We start from the raw sequence: 19,960 nt of genomic DNA on the forward strand, positions 1-19,960 counted from the left end.
GCACAGGAGTCCTCATGACTGACACCACAACACTCTCGGCCCGACTTCGCGCTGTCTCCTTCGGCGGCCACCGGCAGCCCGACGACGATCAGACCGACGGTCGCTACGGCGAACGCTACCTGCACGGCGGCCTGACTGGCGCGCAGGTTGCGGCCCAGGCTGCGCTGCACTTCTTCGTCTACGAGGCGATCGAGGCGAAGCTGGCTGAGCACCTCGAGCGAGACCCCGACTTTGCGTTTGCGTTTCCCGAGCTGATTCGGCTGCCCGCGATCGAGCGCGACCTCGAGCACTGGCTGGGGGCAGACTGGCGGTCGCAGATCGAGCCGACGCCGACGACCAAACGGTATGTCGAGCGGATCCAGGAGGTCGGCGACCAGCCTCACCTGTTCGTTGCGCACCACTACACGCGGTATCTCGCCGACCTCTCGGGCGGTCAGATGATCGCGGCCATGCACCGCGAAGCATACGGGCTCAGCGACCGCAAGGGTGCCGAGTTCTACGACTTCCCTGAGATCGAGAGCATTCCGGAGTTCAAGAACGAGTACCGGGCCGCCCTCGACGCGGCCGGCTTCTCTGACGAGCAGATTCGCGAGCTCGAAGACGAGGTGCGCCTCGCCTACGACTTCAACAATCAGGCCGGGCAGGAGCTGAACTCGGTGCTCTGAGCGGCACCGGTGCACAGAATCACGGCTGAGTGGGGGCTCGTGTGGATAATCCACTCGGACCCCCGCTCTTGCGTGTTTTTGAGCGCCAAGTCGCCCGCGACTTCTACCATGGGCACATGCATGATTCGAAGAATCCGGGTCGAAGCGATGCCGAGGGCACGAACGACGGGGTCGAAGACCTCGCCGCACGCCTTGAGAGCGGGGCTGATGAGGCTCCGCAGGAGGCCGAGACCAGCGGATGGTCGCTGGCCGAAGACTTCGGAGATCCGGGAGTTGCCGCCGGCGGTGAAGGCGAAGCCTTCTGGCTGACCGACGACGCTTCGGATGAGCAGAGCGAGCCAGGCGAGGGCGAACTGGCCCGAGGCGGCGACACCGAGATCGTGCGCGACCTCGAGGGCGACGAGCCGGACATCGTCGAGGTCTCCTACGCGAGCGAGACCGACTACGTCGAGCCGCTGCCGCAGCCGGAGGAGCCCGCCGAGCCGGAATCGGTCGAACCTGCACCGGCCCCGCAGCCACCCGTGCCTACATCGGGGCCGTCGCCCGTGGAGCCTCCCCGGGACGACACCGCTGACTACGACGAGGATGTCGAAGTCGTCGATGTGCAGTACGCGCATCCTTCTACTCCTGAGCCGAATCGGGGCTCCCAGCCCAAGACCGCGCCGGAGTCCTGGGGAACCCCGCAGGGATTCGACATCGAGCAGAAGCCTGATTTCGTCACCTCCTCGCCCGCCTACGGCCAGGATCCCGAGCCGCCTGCAGCTCCCGAGCCCTCTGAGCCAGCTGACCACAGCCACCAGCAGGTCGAGCAGGTCTTCGAGGCTGAAGAGGTCGCCGACGACGTGCCGCCGCCTCCGAAGCCCGAGTCCGACACTGCGAAGCTCACCAGAATCAACGCGGAGTTCAACGCGCTGCTGGAGGACCCAGCAGACGAACCAGCGCAGGCAGCCGAGCCCGCATCCGACACCGAATCCGCAACCTGGTCGCAGCTCGAGACAGGCGAGATCAATCTGGACCCGACGAAGCTGAGCGATGCGAAGGCCATGTTCGCCTCGATGCAGCAGAACGCGACCGCTGAGCACCAGCGCCTCACAGGGCAGCATCCGCGCCTCACCGGCCAGCACCCGACGCCGATTCCCGGGCAGAGCGCTCTGCCTGCGGGTGATCACCGACAGGCGCTTCCTGCTGGCGGGACCGCCGCATCCGCCCCTCAGGCTCCTCATTCGCAGGAGTACGACGCCGCACAGTTCGATCCCGCGCAGCAGCGGCCGGCGGCTGACGGCGAGTTCCTGTACCCGAACGCGCCCGTGTACGGCGAGGGGCCGGGGCTGCCGTACGCGACGCATCCGGGTGAGGATGCCGCGCAGTCGCTTGCCGGGCAGGGACCGTCCGGCTCGCTCGTGCCGCCGGAGCAGTCGGCTCCGCCGATGGCGAGTGAGCAGGCGAAGCATCTGGCGAACGAGCGGGCCCAGCAGCGCGGCATGATCCTGCGCGCCACCGAGCCCGACACAGAAGACGAGATCGCTCAGGCCGCCATCAACCGCGTGCGCGGCTGGATCTCGCAGCGCAACCCCAACATGCGGCGCGATGCGGCCTCCGAAAGGCTGGCCAAGCTGCTCGACGACCCCAAGGGCCTCGATTTCGCGATTCGCTTCGTCGACCGGGTCGTGCGCACAGAAGACAACCAGGCGGCAGCGCGTGAGTTCGAGCGGCTGAGCCGCGACATCCCCGACTTCCTCGACTGGTACCTCAAGTTCGGCATCAGCATGGGCGGCGGCTTCGGCCTGCTCGCACCCGGAATGGTCGTGCCGATCGCGAAGCGCGCACTGCGCAAGCTCGTCTCGCACCTCGTGATCGATGCGACGTCCGACAAGCTCGGCAAGCGGCTCGCGAAGGTCCGCGAGAGCGGCGTGCGGCTCAACGTCAACCTGCTGGGCGAGGCGGTGCTGGGCGAGCAGGAGGCCGAGCGGCGCCTCGACGGCACCATGACGCTGCTGTCGCGCGACGACGTCGACTACGTCTCGGTGAAGGTCTCGGCGCTGGCTCCGCAGCTGAACCCGTGGGCGTTCCAGCAGACGGTGCAGCGCGTGGCTGAGCGACTCATGCCGCTCTATCGCATGGCGGCGAACAGCCCCACGCCGAAGTTCATCAACCTCGACATGGAGGAGTACCTCGATCTCGACCTGACGATCGCGGTGTTCAAGCACGTCATGTCGCAGCCCGAGCTGCGCGGCCTCGAATCCGGCATCGTGCTGCAGGCCTATCTGCCCGATGCTCTCGGTGCCCTGCAGGATCTCACCGCGTGGGCGCAGGCTCGCGTGGCATCCGGCGGCGCCCCGATCAAGGTGCGCGTCGTCAAGGGCGCCAACCTGGCCATGGAGCGCGTCGAGTCGAAGCTGCACGGCTGGCCTCTCGCGCCGGTCGAGTCGAAGGCTTCGGCAGATGCCAACTTCAAGCGCGTGCTCGAGTTCGCGCTGAGACCCGAGAATGCCGAAGCCGTTCGCATCGGCATCGCCAGCCACAACCTGTTCGACCTGGCATACGGCGTCGAGCTCGCCACCCGTTCGGGCGTGCGCGACCGCATCGACTTCGAGATGCTGCTGGGCATGGCCTCCGACCACCTCGAGGCGCTGCAGCGCGAGGTGCCGAACGTCGTGCTCTACACGCCGGTCGTGCAGCCGCGCGACTTCGACAGCGCGGTCGCGTACCTCGTGCGCCGCCTCGAAGAGAACGCCTCGGGCGAGAACTTCATGAGCCGCGGATTCGAGATCGGCGAGAGCCTCGAGGCGTTCGAGCAGGAGCGCGATCGCTTCCTCGACTCCATCGACCTGCTGCGTGCGCAAGACGCAGACGGTGCCCCGGCATCGAACCGCCAGCAGGATCGCAGCGGCAGCCTCTCGATCGCCGTCGCCGACCCGTCCGAGCACGACGGCTTCTTCAACGAGCCCGACACCGACCCCTCGAAGGCCGCGAACCGCGAATGGGCGTCTCGGGTGCTTGATCGCGCATCCGTCAGCGAACTCGGCAATGCGACGCTCAGCCGCAACCACATCGACGACGTGCCGACGCTCGACCGCCGAGTGCGCAAGATCATCGAGGCGGCGCCCGCGTGGCGCGAGCGGGGGGCGGATGCGCGGCGCGCCATTCTCTACGACGCTGCGGTCACGCTGGGTGCGTACCGGGGGCGCCTGATCGAAGTCATGGCAGCCGAGACCGGCAAGACGGTCGCCGAGGGCGACCCCGAGGTCTCAGAGGCCATCGACTTCTGCCGCTACTACGGCGACCAGGCCGTGCGGCTCGAGCAGTTCGAGCACGCGACGCCGGTCGCGGTCGACCTGACGCTGGTTGTGCCGCCCTGGAACTTCCCGACCGCGATTCCCGTCGGCGGCATCGTGGCGGCGCTCGCGACCGGCTCGACCGTCATCATCAAGCCCGCGCACCTCGCCCGACGCACGGCTGCCGTGCTGTGCGAGGCGCTGTGGGAGGCGGGTGTTCCGCGCGAGGTGCTCGTGCTCTGCGACATCGAAGACCGCGAGGTCTCGCAGCGGCTCATCAGCCACGAATCGGTCGGCAGGCTGATTCTGACCGGCTCGAGCGAGACCGCCGAGCTGTTCGGCTCATGGCGCCCCGACCTGCCGATCTTCGCCGAGACGAGCGGCAAGAACGCCATCACGGTCACGCCCTCGGCCGACTTCGACCTCGCCGTCGACGACATCGTGCACAGCGCCTTCGGCCACGCCGGCCAGAAGTGCTCGGCTGCGTCGCTGCTGATCCTCGTGGGGTCGGTGGGCAAGTCAGAGAAGTTCAGGCGCCAGCTGCTCGACGCCGTGCAGACGCTTCGAGTCGGATACCCGACCGATCCGCAGGTGCACGTGGGGCCCGTCATCGAGCCCGCTTCGGGCAAGCTCGAGCGCGCGCTGACCACCCTCGAGACAGGCGAGTCATGGCTCGTCGAGCCGCATCGCCTCGACAGCGAAGGCCGACTCTGGAGCCCCGGCGTGCGCGTCGGCGTGCAGCCTGGTTCGTACACGCACCTCACCGAGTTCTTCGGCCCGCACCTCTCGATCATCGAGGTCGAGACGCTCGAAGAGGCGCTCGCGGTGCAGAACGGCACCGACTACGGCCTCACCGCGGGCATCCACGCCCTCGACGTCGCTGAGGTGCGCGAGTGGCTCGACGGCGTGCAGGCAGGCAACCTCTACGTCAACCGCGGCATCACCGGCGCCATCGTGCGCAGGCAGTCGTTCGGCGGCTGGAAGCTCTCGCAGGTCGGCCCCGGCGCCAAGGCGGGCGGGCCCAACTACCTCGCGTCGCTCGTCGACTGGAAGCCGGTGTTCGACCGGCCCAAGGGCAACGTCAAGCTCGTCGGCCTCTCGCACGCGGTCGCGACCGTGATCGAGGCGGCGACTCCGCAGCTCGACTTCCTCGAGTTCGACCGAGTGCGCGCCGGAGCCAACAGCGACCAGCGGGCGTGGGAGGCCGAGTTCGGCGTCGCTGTCGACGAGTCGCAGCTCGAGTACGAGCGCAACGTGCTGCGCTATCGTCCGTCAGACGAGGTGCTCGTGCGTCTCGCAGACGACGGCACGATCGGTCAGCTGATGCGCGTGCTCGCGGCCGCAGCGCGCGCCGGAGCCACCATTCGCATCTCGTCGTCGAAGCCGCTGCCGCCGCTTGTCGCCTCGCTGGCGCAGCTCGACGAGCCGCTGCTGCGCATGGAGCACATCATGGTCGAGTCCGATGACGAGTTCCACAAGCGCATTGCGGCTGGCGGGGCGCTCGCCCCGGTCACACAGACGGATGCGCAGGGCGTCGAACGTGCAGGCTCGCCCGTGCGCCGCATCCGTCTCGCCGGCAGCGACCCGAAGCTGCACCAGGTGCTGGGCGGCAGCGTTCGCGTGGCGGTCTACGACGGGCCGGTGTCGACTGAGGGGCACCTTGAGCTGCTGCCGTTCCTGCGCGAGCAGGCGGTGTCGGTGACGGCGCATCGCTATGGCAACCTCGATGCGGACTTTGCGAAGCTGAAGCTCTAGCCCGCCCCCGCAAGATGGAAAAGTCCCGACAAGATGGCATCTCGTCGGGACTTTTCCATCTCACGGCCGCCTACTCTCGCCAGCCGTTGGCGCTGAGGTTCTTCCGCGTGCGATGCAGCAGCGCTGGCCGGTTCTGGTGCCACAGATCTCGAGCCGTGACGCGAGTGATCTTCCACCCGGCCCGGGCCAGCGCTTCGAATCGAGCCAGGTCTGAGAGCCACTGCTCGCGGTCGGTCTGATGGTGGATTCCCTCGTACTCGAAGCCGCACCGAAGGGCGCTCCAGCCGCCGTCGATGGTCAGCTCTCCGACATCGGTCTGCACGGGCAGCTGAATCTGCACTTCGGGCAGCCCTGACTTCTCGAACAGCAGCCGCGTCACGCTCTCGGGCAGCGAGTCGACCCCCACTCGCGCGTGCTCGAGTGCCTTGCGCACCCGCGTCGAGCGCGCATCCGCACCCCATGACGACACGTGCTCGGCGCGTTCATCGACGGATGCGCACATCGGCCGAAATGCGAGGCCCTGGTACCTGGGCGACGGCGTGAGCAGCGCGTCGCAGAGCCCGACGAGGTGTTCGTGCGCGCAGCGGTCTGCCACATCCAGCACAGCCGCGATCGGGTCGAGCACGGGGAGACCGTGCAGCATGATCGGCCGCAAACGGTGCGGAGCCAGCCTGTGCCCGCGAACGCCTTTACTCTTCGGTGGGCATGCCGTTGACGTCACCGCCAGCTCGACTGGCTCGTCTGAGTTCCAGGGCCGCGTCCAGGGGAGTCCGAGCAGACGGATTGCCGTCACACCTGCAAAGGCCTGCCCCGGTTTGAGTCGCGGAAGGTAGTCTCGTGCTCTCGACACCGGCGCATCTGCCGGGCTGGTCGAGCGCACGCCGCGAAATGGGCGAATGAGCTGGCTGCCGTGGCGCCGGCTCGAGCCCACGCCCAGCGATTCGGCTTCGCTCAGGCTGAAGGGCCGGCGCTGCAGCTCTGCGGGCAGCCATTGAGGTTCTGACATGCAGACACTGTGCAGCATGCTTGCGGCCGCCCGCAGAAAAACGGGCCGCCTGTGGAGAACCGGCACGCCTCTGCAACTGTGGACAACTGGTGCTGCCGTGCTGTGGGCACGGCGGCGACCGCGTCTCGAGATGGAAAAGTCCCGACAAGATGCCAGCTCGTCGGGACTTTTCCATCTCACGGAGGCCCAAAGCCCCCGCACGCATCAAGCCACGCGCGTCACCCGCGGCAGCAGCAGCGTCGAGATCCAGGTCGCGAGCATGATCAAAGCCACTGCCGCCACCACGATGCCGAGCCACACGAGCACCGGCGTGGCATTGCCTGCCAGAAAGCCCATGAACGGCAGCATCAGCAGCAGCGTGCCCGCGACCGACGTGCCGATCAGCGTCGCCACAGGAATCACTGCGCCGCGCATCGTGCTCGACACGAGAACGCCGGTCTCCATGCCCATGAGGTGCTGGCTGCGGAAGGCATCACCTCGGTCGAGGATTCGCGCCGACTGCGAGACACCGGCGAAGACAGCCCCGAGCACACCTGCGATCGCGACGGTCAGCATCGCGCCAATGGTGAGGTCGGTCAGCATCTGGTCGCCGTCTTCGACACCGTTGAACATCGACGCCAGGCTCGCAAGCCCGCCCGCCATGACGCCGAGCGCCAGAGGGCCGACGGTGTTGAACGAGCTGCGGGGGTCGTCCAAGATCGTGCGCGCCGCGATCAGTGTCTGGGCGCTGCGTGCCCCTGCCGCAAACAGGAACGCGATGAACCACACGACGAGCGGTCCGATCACGGCGATCGCGACCCCCATCATCGTCATCATGACCAGCATGAAGATCATCCAGCCCTGCTCGGTCATGAAGTTGGCCGGCACGAGCCCTGCGAACTGTGTCACGGCGATCCACACACCGGCGACGACGACGAGCAGCGCGATGCGAATCAGGTTGGGCTTCGCGCCCTTGGTGCGCTGCGCCACTCCGAGGGGTGACAGCGAAACCGCGACGAGCGAGCTGATGGCAGAGACGAGGGCAATGGAGAGCACAGCGGCGACCACCAGGCCGACGTAGCCGATCGGCAGCAGAAGCTCTTGGCCGGCAAACGCGGCACCGCCGAACGGCAGCAGCGACACCGCAGGCACAAGGGCGTAGTAGAGGCCGATTCCGAGCACGACGCCCGAAACCGTCTGCAGCAGCGTGTCGAGCACGGTCATGCCGGCCACCTGCCCACGCGTCGCGCCGACGAGACGCAGGGCCGCCAGTCGCGCATCCCGTCGCGTGATCGCAAGTCGCACGGCCGACTGCGACAGGGTCCAGATCGCTGGCAGCAGCAGGGCTCCTGCGACGAGAGAGAGAACAGCGGTGTTGTTCGACACGTAGTCGCTCGGGTCAGCGAGCGTGCGGTTCCAGAAGGCCAGGATGCCACCGCCGACCAGCAGTGCCGCCGCGGTCGCGAAGGCGAAGGCGACGATCGCGAGCACATCGGTTGCCCGAAGCCCCGTTGAGCGCAGAAAGCGCCCCCACAGCTTGACGGCGATCATCGTGCTGCTCCGACGGGCTGCTGGTCGTGCCGTGCATCGCTGACGATGATGCCGTCTTCGAGTCGCACCGTGCGGGTGCAGGCGCGGGCGACGGCGGGGTCGTGGGTCACGACGACGAGCGAGGCTCCGCGCGATAGGGTCTGGTGCGTGAGCAGCTGCAGCACGGATGCGCCGGTCGCCTGGTCGAGGGCGCCTGTCGGCTCGTCGGCGAAGACGAGTCCGGGGCCGGTGACGAGTGCGCGGGCGATTGCGACGCGCTGCGCCTGGCCACCCGAGAGCTGTCCGGGGCGCTTGTCGAACATGCCGCCGAGGCCGAGCGCATGCAGCATTCCCTGAGCGCGGCGCTGAGCCTGTGCGCGAGGCGTCTTGGCTAACAGCATCGGAATCATCACGTTCTCGGCCGCCGACAGCTCGGGCAGCAGCTGCCCCGACTGAAAGACGAAGCCGAAGTCGCTGCGTCGCAGGCGTGTGCGCGCACCGTCTTTCATCATCGCGATGTCCTCGTCGCGCCACATGACCGAGCCGTTGTTCGGCGTCAGGATGCCGGCCAGCACGTGCAGCAGCGATGACTTGCCCGAGCCCGACGGGCCCATGACGGCGACGGCCTCGGGTCCGTGCTGCCCGACAGCGAAGTCGACGCCGCGCAGCGCATGCGTCGAGGCGCCGCCCTTGCCGTAGTAGAGCTCGAGCCCGCGAGCCTGCAGAGCCGACGGGGTCACGCGCGGCATGTGCTGGATGTCTGCCGTGTCGGCGACGAGCGGGTTCTGCACCGGGCCAGCGTTCTGCTGGGCGGGGCTGGGGTTTCCGTAAGCCGGATGCGCGGCAGCCGGCTGCGGCTGGGCTGAAGTCTGGAAGTCGTTCATGTGTTCACCGTGGCACCGCCCGCACCTGCGACTCCAGCGAAAGCCGCGCATCCCCTACTGCAGGTGCACGAAGATCAGCCGGGAGATGTACGAGACGGATGCGCGGCTCGACTTCTGCAGACATGGAGCGCATTCTCGGGGTGGCAGGGCAGACTGGAGGCATGTCCTCTGAAGTGCACATGAAGATGGCCCCGCCTGAGGAGCTGGCGCGGCCCTCGTTCTATGGGCACCCGGAGCCTCACTATCACTACGACCGGCCGCCGATGCCGGTCGTTCCACTTGACCCCGCACAGCAGAAGTCACGTAAGCGCCTCACGATCTGGAGCTGGATCGCGCTGGGGTACGCGTTCATCAACATCGGCTCCGCGTTCTTCGCTGTCGTGCTTGCGTACACGGTCGCGCTCACAGGTCTACTGCTCACGTTCGCGCTCGGCGATGCAGGGCCCATGCTCGGCGGGCTCGTCGCGATCGGGTTCATGATCTGGCTGGCATCGATTCCCGCGGCTGCCGTCGTGGGCCTCGTGTGCGCCATTCGTGCGGGGCGCCTGCACCGTCAGCTCGTGCCGATGGGCCAGAGCGCGCAGATGCCGAAGGTCGTCGGCTGGATCGCATTCGGCCTCGCGTCACTCATCACCGTCGTCATGGTCGCGCAGGCGATCTGGCTGTTTGGGAGTCTCATCTGATGAACACCGTCAACAACCCCCTGGGCCAGCAGCAAGGCGGCCAGCAGTATGGCGGCCGTCTGCCCGACATGCCGCCGGTCGGAAACCCCGTCGGAAACCCGGTCGCGCATCCGTCACCAGGGCATTCCTCAGCTGGGCACGCGGCGTCCAGTCAGCCAGCGCCCACGGGCCGCACGACACCGTGGTTCGGCGTCAGCATCGCGGCGCTCGTCTGGTCGGTGCTCGGCCTCGGCGGCGGTGCGATCGTGGTCATGTACCTCGGCCTGGGAGTCATCATGACGAACACGCTCGACGGAGTCTTCTCGCCTGCATCGGGCGGCGGGCTGTTCAACTGGGTGCTGCTGTGGGTTGCCATCATCGGGCAGCTGCTCGGGCTCGCACTGAGCCTGCTTGCAGCGTTCGGTGCACGCTCTCATCGCAAGCAGGGTCGCAGGATGGCAAAGGGCGCCGTGATCATGGGCTTCATCTCAGTTGGCATCTTCCTGCTGACCGGCCTGATCCAGATTCCGCTGGTCGGCATCCTGTTCGACGCCCTTGCGCTCTAAGGCGGCGTTCGCGTAGTCAGACGGGTTTGTCCTCAAGCGGTCCGTGCAGGATCGGGTGTTCGAGGTCCGAATTGTCGAGAACCCATGTAGCGCTCTCTCGTGGGTCAGCCTCTGCAATGTAGAGTCGCTGGCCTCCGACGTAGCGATGGTTGGACGGTGCATCGGGATCCGCATCATGGCGCCCAGGAAATCGAGCGTTGCCGCGAGGGACAGTGATCGAAAACGGAGCTTCCACCCAGACGACAGCATCCCAGACGTCCGCCAGTTCGCTGCGCTGCAGGAAGATTCCGTCGACCAGCACAATGCCATTCGATGGCACAAGCACCTTCGACGCCGCCACTGGTTCGTCAAGAGCTACATCCCACACCCCCGGTGTCATCGGGTCGCCTGCCCGCACTGGTTCCACGACGCACTCGCGGAACGTGTCGTATCGATACGAGCCGCGGAAGAACCCTTGAGGTCCCAAGCCGGCTTTTAGGCGATCTGCCTTTGGGAGATGAAAGCCGTCGATGCTTACTCTCGCGATCGGCCGTCCGCCGAGGCTGACTGCCAAGCGAGCAAGCTCTTGTGAAACATGAGTTTTCCCGACTCCGTCCACGCCGTCAATGGCAATCAGCGCGCGTTCATTGGGAGAAATCTGCTGCATCTCTGCCAGGAGCTGTCTGAGGATGGGCATTCGAGAGCTGGCTGTCGACATGGTTGTCACATTACGGGGTGCCTGTCAGGGGCGCGGAGGCAGATGTGGGTGGCGTCAAGCGCCCTTGTGTGCGGAGAGGGTTCGGGCACAGCTTCAGAATCGCAGGGGTGAAGCGGCCTCCTTGTTTCGCCAGGGCCGTCAGGCAGTCGCTTCGTAGCGCAACAGTCGAGGTTCAGTCGAAACACGGCTGTGACCGGCCTGTTTATATCAGACATAATCATTTGAGCGTCCCGCAACTTTGCAACGATTTGGATACGTTTCGTGGGTTGAGAGGGCCACGAGCGCTCCTCGGCGGGAGACTGGCCTGCGTGCGAGCCGGAGTCCCCCGGCTGGGCCCCGGGCTTCTCGGCGGCCGTGAATCAAAGGAGAAAGCATGGCGTTGACCAACAAGCGCCGCGCAGTGTCCATTCTCGCGATCGGAGCCACCTCGGCTCTCGTTCTCGCAGGGTGCGCTGGCGGAAACGGTGAGGGTGACGAAGGCAATGGCGGCGGTGGCAATGAAATCGTCATCGGCACGACCGACAAGATCGTCTCGCTCGACCCTGCAGGCAGCTACGACAATGGTTCGTTCTCAGTGCAACAGCAGGTGTTCCCGATGCTCATGGGCACACCCTTCGGCTCGTCAGACGTCGAGCCCGACCTCGCTGAGTCCGCAGAGTTCACGGCTCCGACCGAATACACGGTGACGCTACCTGAGGGTCTCAAATGGGCCAACGGCAACGAGCTCACCTCGAGCGACGTGGCATTCAGCTTCGACCGCCAGCTCTCGATCGCTCACCCGAACGGCCCCTCGTCGCTGCTGGGCAACCTCGAGAGCGTCGAGGCAACCGATGACCTCACCGTCGTCTTCACGCTCAAGAGCGAGAACGACCAGACCTTCCCGCAGGTGCTCTCGAGCCCCGTCGGCCCGATCGTCGACGAAGAGGTCTTCTCGGCAGACGAGCTGACCACGCCCGACACGATCGTCGACGCCAACGCGTTCGGCGGCCAGTACGTCATCACGAACTACAGCGAGAACGACCTCGTCGCATACGAGGCAAACCCCGAGTACCAGGGTCTGCTGCCGGCTGCGAAGACCGAGACCGTGCTCGTCTCGTACTACACCGACGCATCCAACCTGAAGCTCGACATCCAGGAAGGCAACATCGACGTCGCCTACCGCTCGCTGTCGGCAACCGACATCGACGACCTGCGCGGCCAGGACAACGTGAACGTGGTCGAGGGCCCCGGCGGCGAGATCCGCTACCTGGTCTTCAACTTCGACACGATGCCCTTCGGTGCAGGCACCGGCGAAGCCGACGAAGAGAAGGCTCTCGCAGTCCGCCAGGCTGCGGCACACCTGCTCGACCGCGCCGAGATCGCCTCGCAGGTCTACCAGGACACCTACACGCCGCTCTACTCGTTCGTTCCGGACGGCCTGACGGGCGCAACGCAGCCCCTCATGGACCTCTACGGCGACGGAGAAGGCGGACCGGACGCGGATGCGGCAGCTGCAGTTCTCGAAGAAGCCGGAATCACCGAGCCGGTCACCTTGAACATCCAGTACTCGAACGACCACTACGGCCCTTCGTCGGGTGACGAGTACGCACTGATCAAGGACCAGCTCGAGTCGACCGGACTCTTCACGGTCGAGCTGTCGACCACTGAGTGGGGACAGTACTCGCAGGACCGTCGCGAAGACGTGTACCCGGTGTACCAGCTCGGCTGGTTCCCCGACTACTCAGACGCCGACAACTACCTGACGCCGTTCTTCTCGGAGAACAACTTCCTGATCAACCACTACTCGAACACCGAAGTGCAGGACCTCATTGCACAGCAGGTCTCGACTGAAGACCCCGACGAGCGCTCCGCTCTGCTGGGTCAGATCCAGGAGATCGTCGCCGGCGACCTCAGCACCCTTCCGTACCTGCAGGGACAGCAGGTCGCTGTCACCGGCACGAACGTGACGGGCGCAGAAGACACCCTCGACGCATCGTTCAAGTTCCGCTACGCGGCACTCGGCATCGACGAGTAACCGAATTCAGTGGGCCGGGGATGCACTCCCCGGCCCACTGCCATTTCGAGGGCCCGGAAAGGAGCCTTGATTGACTGACGTGAGCTCATTATCCACAGCTCAGACAGCGACTGCGAAGAAGCGCAAGTCGTCGTCGCTGTGGAAGTACCTGCTCGTGCGACTGCTGCTGATCATTCCGACCGTGTGGATTCTGGTCACGATGGTCTTCCTGCTCATGCGTGTGACAGGAGACCCGATCTCTGCCGCTCTCGGCGACCGCTTGCCAGCAGACCAGTTGGCCGCCCGCATCGAAGAAGCCGGCTACAACCGCCCCCTCTACGAGCAGTACTTCGAGTACCTCGGGGGCCTCCTGCGCGGTGACTTCGGCACCACGATCTCTGACAACCGCCCGGTGCTCGACGTGCTGATGACCTACGGTCCGGCAACCTTCGAACTCGCCTTCTACGGCCTCGTCGTCGCGTTCATCGTCGGCATCCCCCTCGGCCGCATCGCCGCCTACCGCCGCGACAAGTGGCAGGATGCGGGCCTCCGCACCTTCGCGATCCTCGCCTACGCGGTTCCCGTGTTCTTCGCGGGCCTGATGCTCAAGCTCATCTTCTCGGTGTGGCTCGGATGGCTTCCGGTCGCCGGCCGCATCTCGACCGGCTCGAGGCGTGACCTCATCCTGATCGACAACCCGACCGGCATCTACCTGATCGATGCGATCCAGACCGGTGAGCCTGCCGTCGTGCTCGACGTGCTCAGCCACGCGGTGCTTCCGGCACTCGCACTCGGCCTGCTGACCGCCGGCGTCTTCCTGCGTCTTGTGCGCACGAATATGATCGGCACGCTCGGCACCGAGTACATCACCGCCGCTCGTTCGCGCGGCGTCCGCGAGCACCGCCTGATCGCGACGCACGCATGGCGCCCCGCGCTGATCCCGATCATCACGGTGATCGGCATGCAGATCGCGATGCTCCTGGGCGGCGCAGTGCTGACCGAGACGACCTTCGAGTGGCAGGGCCTCGGCTATCAGCTGATCGAATACATCAAGGCACGAGACTTCGTCGCGGTGCAGGGAATCGTGGCGCTGCTCGCAGTCATCGTCGCGGTCTCGAACTTCATCGTCGACGTCATCGCCGCATTCATCGACCCGAGAGTGAGGTACTGATGACCACCGCACCCGTTTCGAAGAAGGCACCGCTGCTGCATCGCCTGCCGATCATCCGCGAGTACCGAAAGTCGGTCGGCCTCCAGCGATGGATGCTGCTCATCGGCCTCATCATCACGGCGCTGATCCTGCTGATGGCGATCTTCGCGCCGCTGATCGCACCCTACGGCTACTCGCAGCTGCGTGATGACTCGGGCGCATTCGGCGCTCGCGTCGCACCGAACGCCGAGCACTGGTTCGGCACCACGGTCGGCGGCTACGACGTGCTGTCGCGCTTCATCTGGGGCTCGCAGACCGCTGTGCTCGTCATGATCATGGCCGTCGTGCTCTCGCTGTTCATCGGCGTGCTGCTCGGCCTGGTCTCCGGCTACATCGGCGGCTGGCTCGACCGCATCCTGGTGGTCGTCGCCGACGCGATCTACGCATTCCCGTCGCTGCTGCTCGCGATCGTCATGGCGATCATGATCTCGGGAGGGCAGTCCGACATGCTGGGCGGCATCCTCGCTGCTGCGCTCTCGATCACCGTGGTGTTCATCCCGCAGTACTTCCGCGTCACGCGCGCTGAAGTCGTGCGCGTGAAGTCCGAGGCGTTCGTCGAGAGCTCGAAGGTGATCGGCGCATCCAGCGGCCGCATCATGTTCCGCCACGTGCTGCGCAACTCGACGCGAACGCTGCCGCTGATCATGACGCTCAACGCGGCCGAAGCGGTGCTGACGCTCGCGGGCCTCGGCTTCATCGGCTTCGGCATCGAGCCATCGAGTGCAGCCGAGTGGGGCTACGACCTCAACCGCTCGATTGCCGATGTCGCCAGTGGCGTCTGGTGGACGGCGCTGTTCCCCGGCCTCGCAATCGTTCTGGCAGTGCTCGGGCTCACGCTCGTCGGCGAGAGCCTCAACGACCTTGCCGATCCGCGACTGCGGACGCGCCGCGCATCCGGCGGCGGAAAAGTGCAGAGCACGAGTGTTCAGGCCGAGCAGGCAGACGCACAGACGGATGCCGACACCGGCGACGAGGAGGCACGAGCATGAGCGACCAGAAGAGCATTGTTGCGATTGACGACCTGTCGGTCTCGTTCGCCACAGACGGCGGCGACGTCAAGGCGATCGACGGCGTCACACTCGACGTGCATCCGCGCGAGGTGCTGGCGATCGTCGGCGAATCCGGGTCGGGCAAGTCGGTGACGGCTCGCACGATCATCGGCCTGCTGCCCGAGACGGCGACTGCGAACGGCGCGGTCGTGCTGCAGTCGAAGTCTGGCGGCGAGCACAACATCGTGCGAACCAGCGGCGAGCGGATGCGTCAGCTGCGCGGCCAGGAGGTCGCGATGGTCTTCCAGGAGGCTTCGACGGCGCTGAACCCGGTGTTCCCGGTGGGATGGCAGATCGCCGAGGGCATCCGCGCGCACACCAAGGTGAAGCGCAAGGAAGCCCAGCGGATGGCCGTCGAGATTCTCGAGAAGGTCGGCATTCCGAACGCCGCTGAGCGCGTCAAGGAGTACCCGCACCAGTTCTCGGGCGGTCAGAAGCAGCGCATCGTGATCGCGCAGGCGCTCGTGCAGAGCCCCGGCCTGATTCTCGCTGACGAACCGACCACTGCTCTCGACGTGACGGTGCAGGCAGAGATCCTCGATCTGCTGCGCCGCGCGCGCGACGAGTTCGAGACGGCCGTCGTCATCATCACCCACAACATGGGCGTCGTCGCAGACCTCGCCGATCGCGTGGCCGTGATGTACCAGGGCAAGCTTGTCGAGCAGGCCGAGGTGCACGAGCTGTTCGCATCGCCCAAGCATGACTACACGAAGGCGCTGCTCGATGCCGTGCCGCACGTGGGCATGGGGCGTTCGCGCGCTGCGGCTCGCGCCGTCGACCGCGCTGAGCAGCGTGGCCGTGGCGAGGCGCTCGAGCCGGCCGTCGTCGCCAAGGGCCTCGAGATCACCTACGCGGGCCGTTTCGGTCGCTCGGGGTTCAAGGCCGTGAAGGGCGTCGACTTCGAGATCTACCCGGGCGAGGTGCTCGGGCTGGTGGGTGAGTCGGGCTCTGGCAAGACCACGATCGGTCGCGCAATGGCTGGTCTGACCCCAGTCTCAGGCGGATCGATGACGGTGCTCGGAACCGAGATGCTCGGAGTGCGCGAGCGCGACTTCAAGCCGCTGCGCTCTGACATCGGCTTCGTGTTCCAAGACCCGGCGACGAGCTTCAACCCGCTGCTGACGATCGGGCAGAACGTTGCCGAGCCGTTCATCGTGCACGGCAAGGCTGAGAATGCCGAAGACGCGCAGCAGCAGGTGCATGACCTGCTCGAGTCGGTGCAGCTGCCGAAGGCGTTCGCCGACCGCTTCCCGCACGAGCTCTCGGGCGGACAGCGTCAGCGTGCGTCGCTCGCACGAGGCATCGCGCTGAAGCCCAAGCTGCTGATCGCCGACGAGCCGACGAGCGCGCTCGACGTGTCGGTGCAGGCGCGTGTGCTCGAGCTGTTCAACGAGCTGCAGGATGAGTTCGGGTTCGCGTGCCTGTTCATCAGCCATGACCTTGCTGTCGTCGACATGCTGGCCGACCGCATCGCGGTGCTGCTGCACGGCGAGATGGTCGAGGAGGGCACCGGTGCCGAGGTGCTCGGCGATCCGAAGCATCCGTACACGCAGCGGCTGCTGGCCTCGCTGCCCGTGCCCGACCCGGTCGAGCAGGCGAAGCGGCGAGAGCGGCTGCACGAGCTGCAGTCTCAGTAGTCTGTTGCGAAAAAGGTGTGTGTTTGACGGTCAAACACGCACCTTTTTCGCAACAAACGGGTCAGTCCTCGATGCGAATGCGGTGAAAGCTCTGGTGCGAACGGCTCGCGGTCGGGCCCCGCTGACCCTGGTAGCGGTTGAGGTTGTCGCCGGTGCCATACGGGTGCTGCGACGGGCTCGAGAGCTGGAAGTAGCAGACCTGCCCGATCTTCATCCCAGGCCAGAGCTTGATCGGCAGCGTCGACACGTTCGAGAGCTCGAGCGTCACGTGCCCCGAGAATCCGGGGTCGATGAAGCCGGCGGTCGAGTGAGTCAGCAGTCCGAGGCGTCCGAGCGATGACTTGCCCTCAAGCCGTGCTGCGACGTCATCGCCGAGCGAGATGACCTCGTAGGTCGCGCCGAGCACGAACTCGCCCGGGTGCAGGATGAACGGCTCGTCAGGCGCAGTCTCGAGCAGCCGGGTCAGCTCGGGCTGGTCCTCTGACGGGTCGATGTACGGGTACTTGTGGTTGTCGAACAGCCTGAAGCGCCGGTCGAGTCGCACATCGACGCTCGACGGCTGCACCATCGCAGGGTCGAAGGGGTCGAGTCCGATGTTTCCCTCGGCGAGGCGGGCGTGGATGTCGCGGTCACTCAGCAGCATGGGTCAAGCCTAAGCGGTGAGCGGCCCTCGCGCGCCCTGGGTTGACGGCTCTGCCCGAGGGGGCAAGACTCGAAGCACACTGCACGCTGCGCAAAGGAGCCAGACATGGTCATCAACTCTTCTTCAGACGCCCAAGTGCACTGGTACGGCCCCGAGGGCGCGCCGCTCGCGGTCGTGCTGCACGACTTCATGGGGCGACTGCCATGGACGGATGCGGTGGCCCGGCGGCTGGTCGAAGCGGGGCACCGAGTGGCGGTTCCGGATTTCTACAGCGGTCGAACCACCACCGACGTCACCGATGCGCGCACGCTCATGCGCGAGCGCCTCGACACGCTCCCCGACGCGATGCGCGTGCTGCAGGAGATCGTCGGCGAGGCCCGTGCGTTCGGCAGCCCGGCCGTCGCACTGATCGGCTACTCCATGGGAGTGAAGCTGGCGCTCGCGTACGCAGCCGAGCATCCGGGAGTCGATGCAGTCGCAGCCGTCTACGGAACCCCGATCGACCCGCAGCGCCACGTGCGCGTGCCGGTGCTGTTTCAGCTGGCAGGCGACGACGTCGACGAAGCAGGATCGAGCGCGGCGCACGAGCTGCAGCAGACGATGGCGGCCGAGGGCTTCGATGGCATCGAGATCGAGATGATTCCGGATGCGCGGCACGGGTTCGCGAACGAGCAGCGAGACGACGTGTACGACAGAGATGCGTCTGAGCAGGCCCTCGCGCGCGCTATCGAGTACCTGAGCGAGCAGCTGCCGTCAGCCTGACGCGCAGCGCGTATGCGGGGCAGCCGTGGCCGCCCCGCATACCTTGCTGTCAGCTGCGTCGCAGCTGACGAGCTCGGGCCAGCAGTGCGCCGCCGAAGACCAGCAGCGCTGCGATCGCGACAATCGCGATGCTTGCGGCGCCAGCACCGGTGACAGGCAGCTCGTCTGACGCGTCGTCGTCAGAGCCGATGTCGGTGGGATCCGGTGCCGAAGGGCTCGGCGAGTCGCTTGGGCTCGTCGTCTCGCTCGGGGGTGTCGTCTCGCTGGGCGTCGGGTCTGTCTCGCCGTCGTCGTCATCGGCCACGACTGTGATGATCGTTGTCGCAACTGCGTCATCGCCGCGCACGGCGATCTCATACTCACCGGGTTCGATGCCGTCGAGGGCGACAACCGTCGAGAAGGCGCCGTCAGCATCCGTCGTGACTTCTCCGATGCTTTCGCCGTCGAAGAGCAGCGTCAGCACTGTTTCGGGAGCGAAGCCATTGCCCGAGAGGGTCACGCCGTCGGCGAGATCGGTCACCGTGGGCTTGTCGAGGTTGATCATGATCTCGGGCGTGTAGACGGGCTCGTCGGCGGTCACGGTGATCGTCACGCTCGTGGCGAGTTCGCCGAATGACGTCAGCCAGCTTGCCCCGCTGACCCAGTTCTGCTCGACGGTAATCGTGTGATCGCCCGGCGCGACGTTGCCGCGCTGCAGAACGACATTGGCATTGCCGTCGGCATCGGCCGTGAACTCGTGCCACACTTCGCCGTCGAACAGCACCGTCACCGGTGTGCTCGGACGGAAGCCGGTGGCTTGAACTGTGACGCCACTGTCGGCGAGGTCGGTCACGGTGAGCTCTGTGGGCGCGACCGACAGCTGGGGGTTGAACAGATCCTCGGTCACTTCGACATGTGCGCTCGCCGACTGTCCGTTCGCACTCGCTGCGACGGTGTGGGTGCCCGCTGGCAGGCTCGCCATGATGACAGCGGTGAACGCGCCGTCGCGATCGCTGAACACGACCACGGTCGAGTCGCCCAGCGTTAGCGTCACTTCGGCGTCAGCGGCAAAGTCGCTGCCATGCACTGTGACGCCTGAGGTGAAGAGCTCGTCTTCGGTCAGCGTCGAGGGAGTCACCGAGATTTCAGGATCCTCAACCACCACGGGGTCAGCCTCGACCACCAGGCTGCTGGTGGCGCTCTCGCCGCCTGCGGTTGCGGTCACGGTGTGGGTGCCGGGGGAGACGGAAGCGGATGCGGTGGTGCTGAATGTGCCGTCGCTTGCTGTGGTTACCGTGCCGGCATTCGTGCCTCCGATCGACAGGGCGACTGCCGTGCCTGTAGGAAAGTCGCTGCCGTTCACGGTCACGCCGTCGCCCGCGAGGTCACTGACCGTCTTGGATTCCAGTGGTCGTCGCAACACCTGATGGAGGGTGTGGTGATGGCTGGGAAGAAGTACACGGATGCTCAAAAGGAAGATTTCTTCCGGTTGCTGGACCTGGGTGGGACCGTTCGAGCTGCAGCTCGGGCTGTCGATGTTCACGAGGATGCTGGCTACACGTGGGCGCGAAAAGCTGGCCTATCAATGCAGCGGGCAGCACCGCGCCAGTATTCTGCTGATCTGAAAGCCGAGTTCCTGAAGCTTGTTCGTGAGCGCCAGATCATCTC

At 66.1% G+C, this 19,960-nt stretch carries 16 protein-coding genes; 10 read left to right on the top strand and 6 right to left on the bottom strand.

What is annotated here, in order from left to right:
- Positions 1–14: 14 nt before the first annotated feature.
- Together CZ674_RS13425 and CZ674_RS13430 are read left to right on the top strand one after the other, a co-directional pair.
- Positions 15–665: a biliverdin-producing heme oxygenase gene (locus CZ674_RS13425; protein ID WP_086993023.1), complete on the top strand. Its 651-nt coding sequence runs from the start codon at positions 15–17 to the stop codon at positions 663–665.
- A 1,481-nt stretch (positions 666–2,146) separates the two neighbouring features.
- On the top strand, positions 2,147–5,695 hold the full coding sequence (locus CZ674_RS13430) for a proline dehydrogenase family protein (protein WP_086993046.1): 3,549 nt from the start codon (positions 2,147–2,149) through the stop codon (positions 5,693–5,695).
- A gap of 70 nt (positions 5,696–5,765) precedes the next feature.
- On the opposite strand, the gene CZ674_RS13435 is transcribed toward CZ674_RS13430, so the two are convergent.
- From CZ674_RS13435 to CZ674_RS13445, 3 genes are all read right to left on the bottom strand, one after another.
- Positions 5,766–6,701: a hypothetical protein gene (locus tag CZ674_RS13435; protein WP_086993024.1), complete on the bottom strand. Its 936-nt coding sequence runs from the start codon at positions 6,699–6,701 to the stop codon at positions 5,766–5,768.
- 204 nt (positions 6,702–6,905) lie between these two features.
- A complete protein-coding gene (locus tag CZ674_RS13440) occupies positions 6,906–8,231 on the bottom strand; it encodes an FtsX-like permease family protein (protein WP_086993025.1) in 1,326 nt (441 codons plus the stop codon).
- Positions 8,228–9,094: an ABC transporter ATP-binding protein gene (locus tag CZ674_RS13445; RefSeq protein WP_234988601.1), complete on the bottom strand. Its 867-nt coding sequence runs from the start codon at positions 9,092–9,094 to the stop codon at positions 8,228–8,230. Before CZ674_RS13445 ends, CZ674_RS13440 begins: the two co-directional genes overlap by 4 nt.
- Positions 9,095–9,255: 161 nt before the next feature.
- On the opposite strand from CZ674_RS13445, the gene CZ674_RS13450 reads away from it, so the two are divergent.
- Complete coding sequence (locus CZ674_RS13450; RefSeq protein ID WP_143244755.1) at positions 9,256–9,777, top strand: hypothetical protein; 522 nt, start codon at positions 9,256–9,258, stop codon at positions 9,775–9,777.
- Positions 9,777–10,322: a hypothetical protein gene (locus CZ674_RS13455; protein WP_086993027.1), complete on the top strand. Its 546-nt coding sequence runs from the start codon at positions 9,777–9,779 to the stop codon at positions 10,320–10,322. Before CZ674_RS13450 ends, CZ674_RS13455 begins: the two co-directional genes overlap by 1 nt.
- A gap of 16 nt (positions 10,323–10,338) precedes the next feature.
- Here the strand turns inward: CZ674_RS13455 and CZ674_RS13460 are convergent, their stop codons facing one another.
- Entirely contained in the window at positions 10,339–11,019 is a 681-nt protein-coding gene (locus CZ674_RS13460; RefSeq protein WP_086993028.1) for a nucleoside/nucleotide kinase family protein, read from the bottom strand.
- Between the two features lie 373 nt (positions 11,020–11,392).
- Here CZ674_RS13460 and CZ674_RS13465 point away from each other — a divergent pair, with 373 nt between their 5' ends.
- The 4 genes from CZ674_RS13465 (at position 11,393) to CZ674_RS13480 (ending at position 16,908) form a co-directional block, all read left to right on the top strand.
- A complete protein-coding gene (locus tag CZ674_RS13465) occupies positions 11,393–13,033 on the top strand; it encodes an ABC transporter substrate-binding protein (protein WP_086993029.1) in 1,641 nt (546 codons plus the stop codon).
- A 79-nt stretch (positions 13,034–13,112) separates the two neighbouring features.
- The gene (locus CZ674_RS13470; RefSeq protein ID WP_234988605.1) at positions 13,113–14,183 is read left to right on the top strand and encodes an ABC transporter permease; all 1,071 of its coding nucleotides are present in this window, start codon (positions 13,113–13,115) and stop codon (positions 14,181–14,183) included.
- Positions 14,183–15,211 (top strand): ABC transporter permease, encoded by a 1,029-nt coding sequence (locus CZ674_RS13475; RefSeq protein ID WP_086993030.1) that lies wholly within the window; start codon positions 14,183–14,185, stop codon positions 15,209–15,211. Before CZ674_RS13470 ends, CZ674_RS13475 begins: the two co-directional genes overlap by 1 nt.
- Complete coding sequence (locus CZ674_RS13480; protein ID WP_086993031.1) at positions 15,208–16,908, top strand: dipeptide ABC transporter ATP-binding protein; 1,701 nt, start codon at positions 15,208–15,210, stop codon at positions 16,906–16,908. The genes CZ674_RS13475 and CZ674_RS13480 overlap by 4 nt, the downstream gene beginning before the upstream one ends.
- Positions 16,909–16,969: 61 nt before the next feature.
- On the opposite strand, the gene dcd is transcribed toward CZ674_RS13480, so the two are convergent.
- Complete coding sequence (gene dcd / locus CZ674_RS13485; protein ID WP_086993032.1) at positions 16,970–17,551, bottom strand: dCTP deaminase; 582 nt, start codon at positions 17,549–17,551, stop codon at positions 16,970–16,972.
- Between the two features lie 105 nt (positions 17,552–17,656).
- On the opposite strand from dcd, the gene CZ674_RS13490 reads away from it, so the two are divergent.
- On the top strand, positions 17,657–18,313 hold the full coding sequence (locus CZ674_RS13490) for a dienelactone hydrolase family protein (RefSeq protein ID WP_086993033.1): 657 nt from the start codon (positions 17,657–17,659) through the stop codon (positions 18,311–18,313).
- Between the two features lie 49 nt (positions 18,314–18,362).
- Here the strand turns inward: CZ674_RS13490 and CZ674_RS13495 are convergent, their stop codons facing one another.
- Positions 18,363–19,715, bottom strand: a complete 1,353-nt coding sequence (locus CZ674_RS13495) for a hypothetical protein (protein WP_143244756.1) — start codon at positions 19,713–19,715, stop codon at positions 18,363–18,365.
- Between the two features lie 18 nt (positions 19,716–19,733).
- Between CZ674_RS13495 and CZ674_RS13500 the strand changes: the two genes are divergently transcribed.
- A partial coding sequence (locus CZ674_RS13500) for a transposase (protein WP_143244757.1) occupies positions 19,734–19,960 on the top strand: 227 nt, incomplete at its 3' end.

Origin of the sequence: Agrococcus casei LMG 22410, assembly GCF_900163565.1 — a bacterium.
In the GTDB taxonomy this organism is placed as follows: domain Bacteria; phylum Actinomycetota; class Actinomycetes; order Actinomycetales; family Microbacteriaceae; genus Agrococcus; species Agrococcus casei.